9 protein-coding genes are annotated in these 17,243 nt (G+C 70.6%); 4 read left to right on the top strand and 5 right to left on the bottom strand.

Annotated features, from left to right (window positions below; translation table 11 throughout):
• Positions 1–80 precede the first annotated feature (80 nt).
• Positions 81–1,322: a glycosyltransferase gene (locus tag WME73_RS30530; RefSeq protein ID WP_437911838.1), complete on the bottom strand. Its 1,242-nt coding sequence runs from the start codon at positions 1,320–1,322 to the stop codon at positions 81–83.
• Positions 1,323–1,532: 210 nt separating this feature from the next.
• On the opposite strand from WME73_RS30530, the gene WME73_RS30525 reads away from it, so the two are divergent.
• On the top strand, positions 1,533–1,811 hold the full coding sequence (locus WME73_RS30525; RefSeq protein ID WP_437911837.1) for a hypothetical protein: 279 nt from the start codon (positions 1,533–1,535) through the stop codon (positions 1,809–1,811).
• A 333-nt stretch (positions 1,812–2,144) separates the two neighbouring features.
• On the opposite strand, the gene WME73_RS30520 is transcribed toward WME73_RS30525, so the two are convergent.
• The gene (locus WME73_RS30520) at positions 2,145–4,433 is read right to left on the bottom strand and encodes a hypothetical protein (protein ID WP_437911836.1); all 2,289 of its coding nucleotides are present in this window, start codon (positions 4,431–4,433) and stop codon (positions 2,145–2,147) included.
• A gap of 698 nt (positions 4,434–5,131) precedes the next feature.
• Between WME73_RS30520 and WME73_RS30515 the strand changes: the two genes are divergently transcribed.
• Positions 5,132–5,662 carry a GNAT family N-acetyltransferase gene (locus WME73_RS30515; RefSeq protein ID WP_437911835.1) on the top strand — a complete coding sequence of 177 codons (531 nt, stop codon included), beginning with the start codon at positions 5,132–5,134 and terminating at the stop codon, positions 5,660–5,662.
• Positions 5,663–6,209: 547 nt separating this feature from the next.
• Here WME73_RS30515 and WME73_RS30510 read toward each other — a convergent pair.
• The 3 genes from WME73_RS30510 to WME73_RS30500 all read right to left on the bottom strand — a co-directional run bounded on the left by WME73_RS30510 (position 6,210) and on the right by WME73_RS30500 (position 13,741).
• Positions 6,210–6,944 (bottom strand): DUF7873 family protein, encoded by a 735-nt coding sequence (locus WME73_RS30510; RefSeq protein ID WP_437739911.1) that lies wholly within the window; start codon positions 6,942–6,944, stop codon positions 6,210–6,212.
• A 107-nt stretch (positions 6,945–7,051) separates the two neighbouring features.
• Positions 7,052–13,072, bottom strand: a complete 6,021-nt coding sequence (locus tag WME73_RS30505) for an AAA family ATPase (RefSeq protein WP_437911834.1) — start codon at positions 13,070–13,072, stop codon at positions 7,052–7,054.
• A 231-nt stretch (positions 13,073–13,303) separates the two neighbouring features.
• On the bottom strand, positions 13,304–13,741 hold the full coding sequence (locus WME73_RS30500; protein WP_437911833.1) for a hypothetical protein: 438 nt from the start codon (positions 13,739–13,741) through the stop codon (positions 13,304–13,306).
• A 120-nt stretch (positions 13,742–13,861) separates the two neighbouring features.
• Between WME73_RS30500 and WME73_RS30495 the strand changes: the two genes are divergently transcribed.
• Entirely contained in the window at positions 13,862–16,102 is a 2,241-nt protein-coding gene (locus WME73_RS30495) for a DUF3160 domain-containing protein (protein WP_437911832.1), read from the top strand.
• Between the two features lie 316 nt (positions 16,103–16,418).
• Positions 16,419–17,042, top strand: coding sequence for a hypothetical protein (locus tag WME73_RS30490; protein ID WP_437850557.1), 624 nt, complete (start codon positions 16,419–16,421; stop codon positions 17,040–17,042).
• The last annotated feature ends 201 nt before the right edge of the window (positions 17,043–17,243 follow it).

The following is a 17,243-nucleotide window of genomic DNA, read 5'->3' as shown; positions in this document are numbered from 1 at the left end:
CCTGGGTGTGTGGATCGTGGGGCGAGCCTGCGAGCAGCTCGCCGGGGGATGGGGGGCGAGCCTGCGAGCAGCTCGCTGGGTTATGCGTTCAGGCCTGCGAGCAGCTCGCTCGGCCGCAGCACGCCTCGCCGCTCCGACTCGCGCCGGGCGAGGAGGGTCTCGTAGATATCCATGTAGCTCGCCATCATGCGTTCGGCCGAGTAACGCCGCAGCGCGAGCTTCCTTCCGCGCTTGCCCATCGCCGCGGACTGCATGGGATCCCCCTTGAGCGCGGCGAGCTTGGCGGCGAGCGCGCCCTCGTCGTCCGACGGCACGAGGAAGCCCGTCTCCCCGTCGGCGATCAGGGCAGGGATGCCACCCACGGCGGTCGAGACCACGGGCAACCCCGTGGCCATGGCCTCCACCATGGAGAGCGGCAGACCCTCGGACTTCGACGACAGGACGAAGACGTCGCTCGCGGCGAGCAGCCCCGGCACGTCGTGCCGTTCGCCTGCGAAGACGACGCGGTCGCTGATGCCGAGCTCTCCGGCGAGCGCGCGCAGCGAGGCGGCTTCGGGCCCGTCTCCGACCAGGAGGAGGCGCGCGCTGTCCGAGTCGCCCGACAGGATCCCCGCGGCCGCGGCCGCGCGGAGCAGGAGCGCGTGGTTCTTGACCTGCGACAGGCGGCCGACCGCCCCGGCGACCCACGCGTCCTCGGGGATCCCGAGCTCGGCCCGGATGCGGTGCCGGGCCGCGGCGTCCGGCCTGAAACGGGAGAGGTCGATTCCATTCAGGATCACATGCAGCTTCGAGCTCGGTACCTCTTTGTGCTTCAGCATGAAGTCGGCCGTGGACTGCGACACGGCCACGTGCGCGTCGGCGAGCCTGGCGGCCATGTGCCGCAGCCACGCCCTGCGCCCCTGATCGAACATGGCGCCGTGCAGCGTGTGGCACACAGGCACACGGTGCAGCCGGCCCGCGGCCGTCGCGTAGATGAGCGGCTGCTGATTGTGCGAGTGCACGATCGAGACACCGTGCTTGGCGAAGAACGCCGCGAGCTTCCCGGGGAGCTTGAGGTCGAAGCCGGAGCGCTTCGGCAGCATGTGCACCGCGACGTCGCGCTCCCGGAGCTGCGCCGCGCGCGGCCCGTCGGGGTTCGTCTCGATGCCCACGACCATCACCTCATGTCCCGCGGCGCGCTGCAGCCCGGCCAGATCCACCACGACCTGCTCGGCGCCGCCCACCTGGAAGGAGTTCAGTACGTGTGCGATCACGAGACGGTCGCGGCGTGCTCCGGTCATCGTCGCCTGCTCGGTGGTCTTCATATCGTAATCTATGCTCATGGTTCCCCTCTGGGGTGCGCTTCGGGCGCATGTGGTCCGACCTGAGAGAAACCCCTCCTTCGTGTCCGCGTCCCGAGGGGGGCAAATTACCACAGCATCTACGAGGCGAGGAGATTTCTCTGTGTGTCTCCTCGATATGCCGGGTACCGCTGGATTGACGTGAGGGGATGTCTTCATCGGCCCGTCCGCTGACTACGTGGGATCGCGCCTGTGGCAGATGGCAACAGCTGTGACAAAGAGCGTCGCGGCGGCTTCACGTGCGTGCCAGGGCGGCTCTCCCTGATCCAGGACAGCAGCGATGCCACGCCGACGTTCCGGCAGAAATGCCGAAAACCGCGCATTTTTTTCGGAATGTGGAAGCGTCCGATGTTCACGCAGGCCACCGGGCAGGAATTCATGCGAAAAGCGTGCAAGCTGCCTCACGCGTACCGGCGGGACATCTGCACCCCCGATGCCGCGATGCTGAGGGGGGTGGCCTTCTGTGGGTGAATGTGCGTGCGATGGTGGCTCTGGCGACCGCGGGCCGCTGATCCGGCGGTGTAAGGGATTCAGGGGAGGGCTGCGACTGGGCCCGGCGGCGTCGCGGGTCGTGCTCCTGGGGAGCACGGGTGGACCGCGGTGTCTGTGCAAGCGGTGCGGCAGGTGGGGGGCTGTGCGGCGATGGCACGGTGTGCCGCGGTGCGGCGTGCGGCGTGTGGGGAGCACCGGTGAGGTGCGGAGCCAGCTGTCCCCCGCCCTCGCGGTCACGGTGGACGGGCGGGGGACAGCTGCTCGAGAGATGGGCTCGTGCTCACGCGAGCATGGCCCGCCGGTCTCTCGGGATCAGCGCTCGGACAGCTCGGCGCACACGGCGAAGGTGGTCAGCGACACCGTCTGCGCCTTCTTGCCGAAGCCGCTCTCGAACACGGCGGTCGATGTCCAGCCCGCGCGGCCTTCGGTGGGGTCGAACGGCGAGTTCTCGACCACCCTGCTCGTCGCCTGGGCGCCGCCGGAGATCGAGAATCCGCCGCTGATCACGACTTCACCCGCGTCGCAGATCGCCTTGACGTTGACGAACGCGCTCGCGGGCGACGCCTCGCGCGTCACGGAGACCACGCGGATCTTCACGAGTCCAGGCGCTCCGGTCGGCCCCTGGGGGCCACGCTCGCCCTTGGGTCCAGCGAGGCCCTGAGGACCGCGCGCGCCGTCGATGCCCTTGAGGCCCTGGAGACCCTGGAGACCGACGATCCCCGCGGGGCCGCGCTCGCCACGCTCGCCCTTGGGTCCGGCCGGTCCCTGGGGACCCGCCTCGCCCTTGGGTCCAGCGGGACCCTGCGGACCGCGCGCGCCGTCGGCGCCCTTGAGGCCCGGAGCGCCGTCAGCGCCCTTGAGGCCGTGAGAGCCGTCGGCGCCCTTGAGGCCCTGGAGGCCCTGAGGACCGACGATCCCCGCGGGGCCGCGCTCGCCACGCTCGCCCTTGGGTCCGGCCGGTCCCTGGGGACCCGCCTCGCCCTTGGGTCCAGCGGGACCCTGCGGACCGCGCGCGCCGTCAGCGCCCTTGAGGCCCGGAGCGCCGTCAGCGCCCTTGAGGCCGTGAGAGCCGTCGGCGCCCTTGAGGCCCTGGAGGCCCTGAGGACCGACGATCCCCGCGGGGCCCTGGAGGCCGCGCTCGCCGCGCTCGCCCTTGGGTCCAGCGGGACCCTGCGGACCGCGCGCGCCGTCAGCGCCCTTGAGGCCCGGAGCGCCGTCGGCGCCCTTGAGGCCCTGGAGGCCCTGAGGACCGACGATCCCCGCGGGGCCCTGGAGGCCGCGCTCGCCCTTGGGTCCAGCGGGACCCTGAGGACCACGCGCGCCGTCGGCGCCCTTGAGGCCCGGAGCGCCGTCGGCGCCCTTGAGGCCCTGGAGGCCCTGAGGACCGACGTGCCCTGCGAGGCCCTGGAGGCCGCGCTCGCCACGCTCGCCCTTGGGCCCTGCCGGCCCCTGCGGACCGCGCGCGCCGTCAGCGCCCTTGAGGCCCTGAGGACCCATCTCGCCCTTGGGTCCAGCGAGGCCCTGAGGACCGCGCGCGCCGTCAGCGCCCTTGAGGCCCTGAGGACCCATCTCGCCCTTGGGCCCCGCCGGCCCCTGCGGACCGCGCGCGCCGTCAGCGCCCTTGAGGCCCTGAGGACCCATCTCGCCCTTGGGCCCTACCGGCCCCTGAGGACCCATCTCGCCCTTGGGCCCTACCTGCCCCTGCGGACCACGCGCGCCGTCAGCGCCCTTGAGGCCCTGAGGACCGATGAGCCCCGCCGGCCCCTGAGGACCCATCTCGCCCTTGGGACCCATGGAGCCCGCGGGTCCCTGCGGACCGCGCGCGCCATCGACGCCCTTGAGGCCCTGGGGGCCGATGAGCCCGGCCGGCCCCTGCGGACCACGCGCGCCGTCAGCGCCCTTGAGGCCCTGGAGGCCAGTGTGCCCGACCAGCCCCTGAGGACCCATCTCGCCCTTGGGTCCCATGGGCCCCGCGGGTCCCTGCGGACCACGCGCGCCATCGACGCCCTTGAAGCCCTGGAGGCCCTGGGGACCGATGAGCCCCGCGGCGCCTGCCGGCCCCTGCGGGCCGCGCTCACCCTTGGGCCCCTGCGGACCGCGCGCGCCATCGACGCCCTTGAAGCCCTGGAGGCCCTGGGGACCGATGAGCCCCGCGGTGCCTGCCGGCCCCTGCGGGCCGGGCTCGCCGCGCTCGCCCTTGGGCCCCTGCGGACCGCGCGCGCCATCGACGCCCTTGAAGCCCTGGAGGCCCTGGGGACCGATGAGCCCCGCGGCGCCTGCCGACCCCTGCGGGCCAGGCTCGCCGCGCTCGCCCTTGGGCCCCTGCGGACCCTGAGGACCGCGCTCGCCCTGCGGCCCAGCGGGCCCCCGCTGCCCCATGGGCCCCTGGGGACCGCGCTCCCCCTTCTGATACTGCTGATACTGCTGTCCCACGAACCCCTTGCCCTTGCCGGGCATGTGGTGCCCGACCTCGTCGGACGCCCCGGCCTCCGCCTTGACGTCTCGCGAATCGCCGGCCCAGCTCGCGCCTGCGCTGGCCATCACCCCGGCAAACCCGGCGAGGATCCCAGCAGAAACCGCACTCGCTCGATACTTTCGCATGTGACTCCGCCTTTCTATCGATTCCGAGCTTCAATGCGCTCGATCCCGCAGACAGCCGCGTTCAGATGAGGTGGAGCCCAGCAGGCGAGTGATTCGGGCGAAGGCCGACTCCGGGACGGATCTCCGCCCGTGCCCCGCACCGACCTCTCGATGAGAGTCCCACCAATTGCCGGCACGAAAAGTCAGGGCGATTCGTCGATGCGGCACGACAGGCCACGCCACGACGTGGGCGTGACCAGGTGCAGCCAGCGCTCGAAGGCTCCAGTCGCCAACCCGCTGTGTCTGGAGCGATCCTAAGTTAATGGGGGCGGTTCACCAAGCCCCTGAGGAGGGGTTGACAGCCGCGACGCCCGTCGAGCAGTCGGCGTTCATTCGCGCTCGCGCCGGGGGAACCCCGCGTCTCCATGCGAAGCCGGGGTATTTGCAGGTATCGAGAGCAGAGCAGGGCGAACGCGTGGAAAGACGGCAGCTCGCGCATGGGAGCGCGCAATGGCGCGAAGGGAGCACCAACGCGAGAATCAGGAGACGGCCGCGCACGGGACAGGAAATGGCGAACACGGCGCTCTGCGAGGCGGCGCTCGGCGCGCCTCCGATGGGCCGGCTCGGCGAGCCTGCCGGTGCGCGCCAGATCCATGCGCGCCGGCGCCCCGTGATGGGTGAGCGCTGCGCCCTCGCGGCGGACCGGGTAAGATCGCCGGGTGCCCGGCCTCGACACCGACGACGACGCCCTCCTCTTGACGGAGCGCCTGCGCCTCCGCCCCCACCGGCGGTCGGACGTCCCGTTCATGATGGAGCTGAACTCGGATCCCGAAGTGGTCCGCTACACCGGCGATACCGCGTTCGCATGCGAGGACGAAGCGCGCGCGATCGTCACGCGGCTCGCGCGCCAGTTCGAGGACTTCCGCATGGGCCGGTTCATCGTCTCGGACCGGAAGACGGCGGAAAAGCTAGGCTGGTGCGGCCTCAGGTGGCACGACGACCTCGAGGTCGTGGACCTCGGGTACCGCTTCTTCCGCAAGCACTGGGGCAAAGGCTACGCCACGGAGGCGGCCGCCGCGTGCATCCGGTATGCAGTCGAGGAGCTCCGGCTCCCACGCCTCGTCGCGCACGCGATGCTCGAGAATGTCGCGTCGGTCAGGGTGCTGGAGAAGCTAGGGTTCCGCCGGACGGGGCCGACCGTGTTCAAGGGGCTCGTGGCCGAAGGGTTCGAGCTCCTCCTGAGGGCCTGAGCCGCCGGCGCTCTCCCGCGACCCGAAGACCCCTGAAATAGGTGAGACCCGGGACTGTAGCCTAGTCCCGGGCCTCGGTTTGCCGCCATCTGCGCACACCCACACGTTTAAGGTCGAAGGTCAGTCCTTACACCGCCGTGTTCTGCCATTGAACTACCGGCCATCATGGACCGCGCGCCGGGGCGGGAGCGCCCCGGCGCCGCGCGAGGAGAGGCGACGCCTCACCGCGGCGCGGGCTGGCCAGGCTGGAATTGAACCAGCATCCGACGATTCAAGCCTTCTCCCGTTCGATTGGGTGATCGGCGGCGAATGCTCGAGCCTGGAGTGAGAGCTTGAGACCATTGAACGGGCCGGCGCTGCCTCTTCCGAGCTGGGCTACCCCGCCGCGAGAGAAAATGAGGTGGCGGGGGCAGGATTCGAACCTGCGCTTGGGCGCCGAGCCCATCAAGCTGAGCTTGAGCTTCAACTTGCACTCCGCGGCCACGATATCGCTCCGGCGGCCGCGGCGCAAGCGCGGCCGGGGCAGGGGGCGCGCGTCAGGTGCGCGTCAGGTACCGAAGAGGAACCCGAGGACGGCGGCGCCGACCTTCTGCTCCTCGACCGTCTGGTTGTTCGCCTCCTCGCGGGCGAACTTGACCGCCTTTTGCAGCTTCTCCACGCGATCGAGCAGCTCGTTGATGCGCCGCGCTGGCAGCGCGCCCGAGAACTTGACCGTCTTCCAGTAACCGACGACCACGTCCTCGTGATAGACCTCCACCTGCGCCGGGTGTTTGTCCGTCGCCTCGGCCTTGACGTGGTTGCGGGGGATCTTCTTGGTCCGCGCCGTCTGCACCGGCTCCGTCGCCCAGGAGTCCCCGGAGGGATCGAACGTCCAGCTCTCCGACGCGTCGAGCACCGGCAGCTTCTTGATGAAGGTGTTCATGTCGACGAGCTGCTTCTCCAGGAAGAGCAGGTAAGTCACGGGCGCCCCCGTGAGAAGCACCTTGCCGTCGACGACCACGTCCGCGCGGGCCTTGCAGTTCGCATAGTCCTTGGTGGCCGTGACGTCGAAGAGCTCGCCCAGGATGTCGGCGGTGCTCCGGATGATGTCCTCGGCCTTCGCCTGCACCCTCGTCGCCTCGGGCGGGAGCTGCTCGCCCTCCTCGTCCTTCGACCGGTAGGTGCGCGAGATCCCGGAGAGCAACGCCGGCTTCTGCAGCGCGTGGTGCGCCTCGGTGAGGCGCTGGTGGGAGCGGGCCTTGACGCCCTTCTCGATGGCGATGATCTGGTTCAAGCGAGGCATGGCGGTCTCCTAGGAGGACTACCCTATCAGAGGAGCAAAGCGCCTGTCAGCGCCGTCGCGTGAGCGTGCAATGGGCCCGGGAAGCGCTGGCGTGAGCGTGTGAGCGCCTAGGCCGATGGGAGCAGGGCCCCTTGGCCCTCGGCCGCCGTCTCCGCCTCGGCCGGGCGCAAGGGGAGCTCGACGATGAACGCAGCGCCCGCGCCCGGCTTGCTCTCGACGCGGATGGTGCCGCCGTGGGAGGTGACGATCCACCGCACGATGTAGAGGCCGAGGCCGAGGCCGCCGAAGTTGCGGACGGAGACGGCGCGCTCGAAGCGCTCGAAGATCCTGGCCTGGTCGGCCTGCGCGATGCCGATGCCGTGGTCGCGGACGATGAGCAGCGCGCGGCCTTCCAGGCCACGCACGACGACGTGAATGGGGGCCCCCGCGCCGTACTTGAGCGCGTTGGACAGCAGGTTGATGAGGACCTGCTCCATGCGAGAAGCATCCCAGTCCCCGAGCACGGGCCCTTCCAGCTCGAGCTGGGTACGGCAGCGGGCGTCGGTGAGCTGCTGGTGCATCCGCTCGACGACCTCGCGCGTCAGGGCCGCCAGGTCGAGGGGGGCGCGCGCGAGGGTGAGCCGGCCGGCGTTGAGGCGGGTGACGTCGAGCAGCTCGTTGACCAGGTGGGCGAGGCGCGCGATCTGGCGGTTGAGGACCTGGATCGCGGCGTCGATGCGCTCCGGAGCGACCTCGGCGCGCTGGAAGCGGGGCAGGAGCCGGGCGAGGAGGTGGGCCTGCATCTTGAGCGAGGTGAGCGGGGTCTTGAGCTCGTGCGAGGCGACGAGGAGGAACTCGTCGCGGCGCTCGATCGCCTCCCGGGCCTCGGTGAACAGGCGGCTGTTGTCGAGGGTGAGGGCGGCGCGGCTCGCCAGCTCCTGGGCCAGCCACAGGTCGGCGGGGCCGTAGCTGCGCCGTGGCGCGGTCGCCAGCAAGGTCATGACGCCGAAGCACCGGTCGCGCGCGAGGAGCGGAGCCCGGAGGAAGGAGTGAACGCCGAGCGGCTCGAGGAGGGGCGCGGCGCGCACGTCGCCCACCTCGGGGCGGCTCAGCGACGCCGCCGAGAGCGGCTGCAGCGCGTCGATCACCGCCCCTGCGAGCTCGGCAGGCACTCCTGCGGTGGCCATGCGCTCCGGAGCGTCCGGCTCGAGGCGCACGTCGATGACGCACTGATCGGCCAGCTCGGGCACGGCGAGCTGCGCGACGCTCTCGAGGGTGGCGCCGTAGCCGAGGGCCATGAGCTTGCGGCTCGCCTCGGCGAGGAAGCGCTCGGCCAGCTCGGCCCGCTTGCGCTGGGTGATGTCGGTGGAGACGCCGCAGATCACGCCGGGCATCACGCCCTCGCCGAGCGGGAACTTGACCGACAGGTAGGTGTGCGGTCCGTCCTCCATGATCAACTCTTCCTCGAACTCGAGCGGCTCGCCCCTGTCGAGCACCTGCCGGTCGTGCGCGTCCAGCGCCACGGCGCGCTCGGTAGGCATGAGCTCGGCGCTTGTCTTTCCGATGATCTGATCGAGCGGCCTGCCGAGGGCGCGGCTCACCCCGCGGTTGGCGAGCAGGTGCCGGCCGTCGCGATCCTTGAGGAAGATGGCCGCGGCGGAGTTGTCGATGATGGCCTGCAGCGTGGCCTGGCTCTCGCGGAGCTCGCGCTCCGCCCGGCGCCGCTCGGCGTTCTCCTGCTCGATGTCGGCGTAGAGCATGGCGTTCTCGAGCGAGATGGCCGACTGCGACGCGAGCAGCTCGAGCACGGTGAGCCGCCCGGGCGTGAACGCCCCCGCCACGAGCCGGTTCTCCAGGTAGAGCACGCCGAGCAGCCGCGCCTGGCGCACGATGGGCAGGCACAGCACCGACCTCGGCTTCTTCCGCGTGAAATACTCCTCTTCGAGGAAAGGGTGCTTCCCGGCGGCGTCGTCGAGCAGCACGCGCTCGTGGCTGCGGCGAACGTAGTTGAGGATGGATTGCGGCAGCGCGGCCGCCGCGGCCTCGCCCGCGTCGAGCAGCCGCGCGGCGCCCCCGGACGCGGCGATCGCCGCCGCGGTCGACAGGCGATCTTCGCGGGCCAGGAGCACGTAGCCTTCCTCGGCGCCCGCGTGCTCGATCACCGTGCGCAGGAGCATCTCGAGCAGGCGCGGGAGCTTGAGCTCACCGGAGATGCTCTGAGAGGCCTTGACGATGGAGAGGACGTCGAACTGCTCGGCGCGTACGGCGAAGGTGACGGTGGGGGCGATCGGCTTTCGCTCGACGAGGAAGGGATAACGCTGGTCGAGCTGCTCGACCTTGGCGTGGGCGCCCCAGCGGAAGTAGGCGGCGCGGGCCTTCTGGAGGTGGGCGTCTGCGGCGGTGGCGAGGCCGCGCGCGCGGTAAAACGCCGCGGCGAGCTCGCAGGCGATGGCCTCGTGCTGGACGAAGCCGCCCTCCCGCGCGGCCGACGCGGCCTGCTCGTAGAGCCGGGCCGCCTCCGGTTCCTGCCCGCGGAGCCGGGCGATCTCGGCGCGGACCAGCGCGTGCTTGTGGAGGTAGTTGTCGGGGCCGTTCCTGGCCCACTCGCCGAGCTGCCGCTCGCAGTCGAGCAGCCCGTCCGGCAGCTCCCGCTCCGGCGACGGCGGCGCCTCGTGCGGGCTGCGCGCATCGTGCGCATCGCCGTCGTCGACGAGCGCCGCGAGCGCGAGCGCGTGATAATAGAAGTCCTCCGCCACGAGCGCCTGCGGTTCGGTCCTCCAGGGCCTGTCGACGATCACCCGGCGCGTCGCCTCGCGCGCCTCCCCGGGGGAGCCGAGCAAGAACAGCCCCTGGGCCTTCAGGCTGCAGTAGAAGCTGAGCACGCCGCCCATGTCCCCGGGAGGCAGCCGCGCCTCGAAAGCGCTCGGATCCAGCTCGGATCCATCCATCATCGGGAGCCGGGCCGGCCTGCCTCGCAGCGCCTGGACCAGCGCGTAGGCGCTCAGGAGGATGTTGTAGACGAACTCGTATCCGGTCTTGCGCACGAAGCGGAGGTGCTCCTCGACCTCGCGGAGGACGTCCTCCAGCGGCTCGCCGGCGAGCAGCGGGAACAGCGGGGCCCAGATGCAGAGGAAGCACGCGTCGTTCAGGTTGCCGGTCTCGATCGCGGCGTTGAGGCCGGCGCGCGTGTACGGATACGTCTCTCGGTAATGGCGCTTCCAGAAGATGATCAGATTGCCGAACAAGGAAAAGACCATGGCCTTCATGGCGAGGAGGTTGTCCCTCTCCACCAGGTCATGACCGAGCTTGCCGAACAGATATCCCTCCTGGTATCGCCCGTATTTCGGGCCGATCACCTTCGCGAACGCCGCATACGCGTGAGGGGAGCTCGCGGCGTTGCCGTGCTGCAGACTGAGCTTCACCATGCGCACGACGACGAGGTAGTTCAGGTCCGGGTGCACGAAGTACGCGGGGACAGACACGCTCGCCAGGACGCTCATCGCGATCTTGCACGTCGGGTGCGTCATGGGAGGCAGGTGGATCAGGCCCTCGATCGCCCGGTCGCCCAGGGCCTGCCAGACGCCCTCGGTCTCCTCCGCGAGCCGCGCATCGGTGAGCGGGATCGACAGGTCGACGTCGCAGGAGCGGAGGAACGAGAGCCCGAGCTCCACCGCGCGGGCGGCCTGCCCGCGGGTCACGCTCAGGGCGATGGCGAGCTCGACGGCCACGGCTCGCTCGGCCTCGGTGCTCGCGTGGTCCGTCAGCGCTTGCAGCAGCCGCTCGGCCTCGTCGAAGCCGCCGGTGATGTACGCGGCGTGCGCGCGCTCGAAGGTCAGATCGTAGGTCAGCTCGTGCTGCGCCTCCCAGCAGCCCGGCGCGAGCAGGGAGAGGCCCGCGGCGAAGAGCGCGGCGGCGGACTGGAAGGCCGCGGCGGCCTTGGCCTTCCTGCCGGCGCGGAGGTTCAGCGCGGCGAGCTCGTCGCGCTCGGCCTGGGAACGGATGAGCGCGGCGCCGCGGTTGAGGTGCCCCACGACGTCGAAGAGCGCCTCTTCGCGCTGACCCTTCAGGAGCAGCCGGCCGATGCAGAGGTGCACCTCGGCGAGCTGTCCGGCGGGGATGAGCGCGTGGGCGGCCTGCTGCACCCGGTCATGGAGGAACCGGTAGGTGGCGCCCCGGCGGAGCAGCAGCCCCTCGCGCACGGCCTCGGCGAGGGCCTCGCCGAGCTCGGCTGCAGGGCGGCTCGCGACCAAGGCGAGGATGTCGAGGTCCAGGCTGGCGCCGAGGCACGCGGCGAGCTTGAGCGCGTCCTGCGTCGGGAGGGGGAGCCGCTTCAGCTTGCCCACCATCAGCTCGACGACGTTGTCGGTGAAGCCCTTGCCGCGGATCGCGGCGATGTCCCAGCGAAAGGCGCCCGCCTTCGCGTCGAAGGTGATGAGGCCTTCCTGGTGCAGCTCGAAGAGGAACTGGATCGCGAAGAAGGGGTTGCCGCCGGTCTTCTCGTGGACGAGCCGCGAGAGCGGCTCGGCGCGCTCGGCCGCGGCGTGGACCGCCCCCGCGACGAGCGCCCCGACGTCGGAGGCGGAGAGCGGCGCGAGCACGAGGTCGCTGAAGGTCGCGCCGCGCTTCCGCGCGTCGGCCAGCATGAGCGGCAGCGGGTGCGCCGGGCCGACCTCGTTGTCGCGATAAGCGCCGATGAGCAGGAGGTGCTCGGTCTCGGTGTAGGTGATGAGCTGCTCGAGCAGCTGGAGGCTGCCGGCGTCGGCCCACTGGAGGTCATCGAGGAAGAGCACCATGGGGTGCTCCTTCTGGACGCACGCCGCCACGAAGCGCTGGAGCGCCGCGTGGAACCGGTGCCGGGCCTCGACGCCCGGGAGCTCCGGCGCGGGCGGCTGCGGGCCGAGGAGCAGCGCGAGCTCGGGGAGCACGCCGACGAGCAGCGCGCCGGTCGCGCCGACGGCCTCCCGGAGGCGCTCTCGCCAGCGCTCGAGCTCCTCGTCGCTCACGCCCAGGATCTCCCGCAAGAGCGCCCGGAACGCCTGGAGGAAGGCGTGGTAAGGGACGTCGCGCCTCAGCTGCTCGAACTTGCCGGAGAGGAAGAAGCCCCGCTCGCGCACCACCGGCCCGCGCAGCTCGGCCACGAGCGACGACTTGCCGACGCCCGAGTAGCCCGACACGAGCACGAGCTCGGGGCGGCCGCTCGCGACCACGCGCTCGAACGCGGCGAGCAGGGCCCCTAGCTCGCGCTCGCGGCCGTAGAGCCGCTGCGGGATCTGGAACCGATCGGAGAGATCGCGCTCACCGAGCGGGAAGGGCGGAATCTCCCCGCTCGCTTGCCACCTGGCGAAGCACTCGTCGATGTCGCGCTGCAGGCCGAGCGCGCTCTGGTAGCGATCCTCGGCGGACTTGGAGAGCAGCTTGAGGACGACCGCCGACAGCTGCGGGGGAATCGAGGGGACGAGCGCGTGGGGTGGGGATGGGTGGAGGGCGACGTGGCAATACACCCATTCCACGGGATCGCTCGCCTGGAAGGGCAAGGCGCCGGTCAGCAGCTCGTAGAAGGTGACGCCGAGGGAGTACAGGTCGGTCCGCTCATCGGTGGAGCGGTTCATCCGGCCCGTCTGCTCGGGCGCCATGTACGCCAGGGTCCCGGCGATGAGCCCGTCGTGGGAGACGTCGTGGCATTCGCGGGGCGAGAGGCAGGCGATCCCGAGATCGGTGATCTTCACCTCCCCGGTGTCGGGGTTGTAGAGCAGGTTCTGGGGCTTGATGTCCCTGTGGATGACGTGGTGTCGATGCAGCTCGGCGAGCGCGCCGGTCAGGCGGAGAGCGAGGGGGAAGAAGCGCTCGATCGGCGTCGGCCCCTGGATGAACCGGTCGAGCGAGCGGCCGCCGAAGTCCTCGAGGACCAGCGCCATCTGGTCCCGGAACGCCTCGATCCCGTGGGCCTTGACGATGGCCGTCGAGTCGAGCGTCCTGGCGACGTCGTGCTCGTGGCGCAGCCGCCCGAGGGCGCGGGGGCTCGCGTGGTCGCGCCGCAGGACCTTGAGCACCACCGGCCGGCCGTCCTCCTCGCGCCGGGCTCGGTAGAGGATCGTCTCGGGCCCGTCGTGCAGGACCTCGATCACGAGGTAGCGTGGACTATCGGCCATAGGGGGATCTTCGAAGGCCAGTGCGACGGCCTCCGAAGCGTCGAGCGTCGGTGCATGTTGCCAAAAGCGCCGCGCTCCGCCATGGAAAATGGCGGGGCGCCCTCGCGCCGGCTCGCCTGCGATGACGGGGGAAGAGAGGGAATTCGCCGAGAGTCCTCCGGCGCCTGCCGCGCGGGCACGCTGCGCTGTTTCTGCCGGAGCCCGACGGCCAGCCGTCGTGCGACCGTGGAGCTATGAGCCGCAGCGCTGGACCGTGTGATCTCCGTCGATCGGAAAGCTCGGGTTCCCCGTGCCGCGCACCTTCACGAAGAGCGAGGTCTCGTCGCTCTCGACGATCTCGAGCGTGCCCCAGTACCTGCTGCCTGTCCCACCCCCGCCGCCGCAGTTGGCCATGAGCATGAACTGCTGGAAGCCGATCCCCGGACTGGAAAGATCGATCAGCCCCGGCGTGTTGAGCTCGGGCGGGATCATCAAGATGTGTTGCCAGACAGGCTCGGTGTCGCACGTGCCGTCGACGTCTATCTCCATCGGGATCACGGGCTGGGTACACTGCTGGACAGCGCTGCTGAAGAACAGGACGAGCGCGTCGAGAGAAGCGATCTTCGCGCCGAGGCTGCGCGGCCACGGCCGGCAGGCGCGTGGATCAGCCCCAGCGCGCGGCCGGAGCATGGCTGTCTCCCACCGTGTTGCAGGAGGACCGCCCCCGCATCGCGCGCCCACGGCACCACCTTTGCTTTCAGGGCCGTCGCGCCCCGGGCTCTCAGGGGCACGCTTCGAAAGGGGAGCACGATGCGCAACCTGCTTCTTCGCCTTCACGTCGTCCCGATCCTCGTCGCCCTCGCCGCCGGCTGTTCTGGCGAGGGGAGCCAGCCCCCGCCCGGCACCGACGGCACCCAGCTGCCCTCCACGGAGCTCGGGCCCGAGCAGCAGGCGGAGCTCACCGCGCTGCTCGCCGAGCGGGATGCCTCGGCGAGCATGAGCGCCGAGGATTTCGCCGCGCGCTACCCCGTCCCCTTCGCGTCGGGCCTGTCCTATGCGCCGGCGGACGCCGCGGGCCTCTCGCTCCTCCAGGGCACCGCGCTCGCCCTCGACGAGGACGAGCTCGCGAAGCTCTCCGCGAACGGCTTCGTCATCTCGAGCAAGAAGTCCTTCCCGACCTTCGTCTACGGCTACGAGAGCATCTACTCGCTCGACCTGCCGCTCTACGTGTCCGCGGACTCTATCCTGTTCGCGGTCCACCGCTCGTACGATGCGATCCTGAAGGCGGTGGAGCTGGCCTCGCTCGCGCCCGAGCTCGGGACGATGCTGAAGCAGATGCGCGCGCGGCTCGCCTCGGGCGCCGGAGCGGAGCTCGGCGCCGAGGCGCGCGCGGACGCGGATCTCTTCACGGCCGTCGCGCTCGCGCTGCTCGACGGCGCGCCCGTCGCCCCCGTCGCGGGCGCCAGCGCCGCGGCCATCGACGAGCTCGTCGCGGGCGCCGAGGCCCACCAGGGCATGGGGGAGGTTCGCCTCTTCGGCACGGACCGGCTCATGGACTTCTCGCAGTTCGAGCCCCGCGGCCACTACCTCGACGAGCTGCACCCCGAGCTCGAGCGCTACTTCCGCAGCATGATGTGGCTCGGCCGCGTGGATTTCCGCTTCCTCGAGACCCAGCAGGACGGCACCCAGCGCTTCCAGCGGCGGCACCTCGAGGGCGCGTACGTGCTGCGCGCCCTGGCCGACGCGGAGACCGTCGCCCGCTACAAGCGCATCGACGACGCGATCCAGGCCTTCGTCGGCGAGAGCGACTTCATGACCCTGCCGGAGCTCGACGACCTGCTCGCCGACCTCGGCCTCAGCGACGCCGCCGGCCTCGCCGGCGTCCCGGACGCGCGGATCGCCGAGGTCATCGTGAAGGAGGGCCACGGCACGCAGCGGATCTCGAGCCACATCATGATCAACGGGCTCGGCAAGGGCACGATGCCCCTCTCGTCGAGCTTCGCGCTGCTCGGCCAGCGGTACGTCGTCGACTCCCACGTCTTCTCGAACGTGGTCTTCGACCGGGTGCAGGGCGGCGCCGTCAAGCGCATGATGCCAAACCCGCTCGACGTGGGCTTCGCCGCGCTCGGCAACGATCAGGCGGGCCAGCTGCTCGCGCCGGAGCTCGGGCGGTTCGACTACGCGCCCGACCTGCACATGATGCGCGTGCTCGTCGACGCGCACCCCGGGGACTTCTGGGGCAAGAACCTCTACAACCGCTGGCTCGGGGCGCTGCGGGAGCTGTCGCCGGCGCGGGCGATCGGCGACGGCGAGGGGCTGCCCGGGGTGGCGAAGACCGAGGCGTGGAGCCGCCGCCTGCTGAGCACCCAGCTCGCCTCCTGGGCCGAGCTCCGCCACGACACGCTGCTCTACGCCAAGCAGTCGTACACGGGCGGGGACACGTGCGAGTTCCCGGACGCGTATGTCGATCCGTACCCGGCGTTCTACACGCGCATCGCCGAGCTGGCCGAGCACGGCGTCGAGATCGTCGGCGCGCTCGATCTGTCGAGCGCGCCGCAGCTCGGGGAGAGGGTGTCGGCGTACTTCTCGCAGCTCCACGACGTCGCGCGGACGCTCGGCGAGATGGCCGCGAACGAGCGCGCCGGCCTGCCCCTCACCCAGGAGCACCTCGATTTCATCAACCAGGCGGTGAAGGTTCAGTCGCAAGGGTGCGGTGCGCCCTACGTCGAGGGGTGGTACATGCAGCTCTTCTTCGATCAGATGAAGAGCCTGGAGCAGGATCCGACGATCGCCGACGTGCACACCCAGCCGACCGACGAGGGCGGCGCGCCGGTCGGCCGCGTGCTGCATGTGGGCACCGGCCTGCCGCGGCTCATGGTCGTGACGGCCGACCCCTGCGGCGGCGCGCCTCGCGCGTTCGTGGGGCTCGCCTCGTCGTACTTCGAGGCCGTCACCGAGGGCTTCGAGCGGATGGACGACCGGCAGTGGGCCGGCACGGTCCTGAGAACGACCCCCGACGTGCCCTGGATGACGGACCTCGTCTCCCGCTGATTCCGCTGATCCGGCGACGCAGCGCTCGGCGCTGGCCGTCCCGTGAATTCGTGCCGAACTGTGTCGACTTGCGCCGATCCGGAGCTGCTGCGCGCCAGCGGGATCATGGTGCTCGGTCGATCCCGTCCGCGGCCGGAACGCACCACCGTCATGCGCTCGTCGCCATTTCGATCTCGAGCTTGAGGTAAAGCTCGCGGACGATCCTTTCAATTGTCTACTCCGGTGACTTCGATTACCTCGGTTCGGCAGGTTGCCCGGAATCGTCGGTTCCCCAGCGGATCTGGGCCATGAAAGTCCGTGGAGAGGTTCGGCTGTCATGCAAGCGCAGAGCGTGTTGGTGCAGGTCGGGACGGCGGTCTTCGCGATGCTGGCGGCGTCGGGCTGCATCGTCGCCGAGCGGATAGAGCAACCAGGAGACGAGGAGGTCGACTCGGTGAGCGAAGCGCAGCTCGACCCTGGCATGTCGACTCCATGGCGGCTGTACACGGCGACCTTCTCGAACGGCCAGCCGTTCTTTCGAGCCCTTGCGATCGGCGGGAGCAATGTGGGCAGCTACCAGGCGAACACCGAGTACTTTTATGTGACCACGGCGAGCCTGCAGTACCTCGGCAAGAAGGGCGTGAGCGTCAGCCATACGGACGGCAGCGGCGCGCCGCCGGCGCAGAGCGGAACGCAGCAGTTTCAGCTGCCGGTGAGCTCCTCCTGGACGTGGTTCTCGAGCGACCAGGTGAGCGGTGGATACCGCTATGACAACGGCGGCGTGCACCTGCGGATCGGCACGGGCGGCGGAGAGATCACCCGGCTGACCTGGTACCAGACGATCGGGCAAGGACAGAACCCGGCCAACATCACGCCGAACGGGGCGTTCACCGTCGGCTCGGGCGCCGTGACGGTCCCGGTCGGAAGCGCCGGATACTACGTCGACGACACGATCCCGTGATCACGGCGATCCACGGGGCGTCGAGGCGCTCGGCGGCGGGGGAGGGCCGACCCGCGATCGGCTCCGGCGATCCTCGTGCTCGACGTGCGCGGCGACGGCATCGCCAGCATGACGTCGTACCTCGACGTCGACCACCTCTGTTCCCGCGCTTCGGCGTGCCGCGGTGCCTGCCCTGAGGGGCCCGCGAACTTTTTTTGCGGC

Source organism: Sorangium sp. So ce302 (genome assembly GCF_051530145.1).
Taxonomy (GTDB): Bacteria; Myxococcota_A; Polyangia; order Polyangiales; family Polyangiaceae; genus Sorangium; species Sorangium cellulosum_B.
Note: the sequence above shows the minus strand (reverse complement) of the source record. Positions and strands in the feature narration are given on the sequence as shown.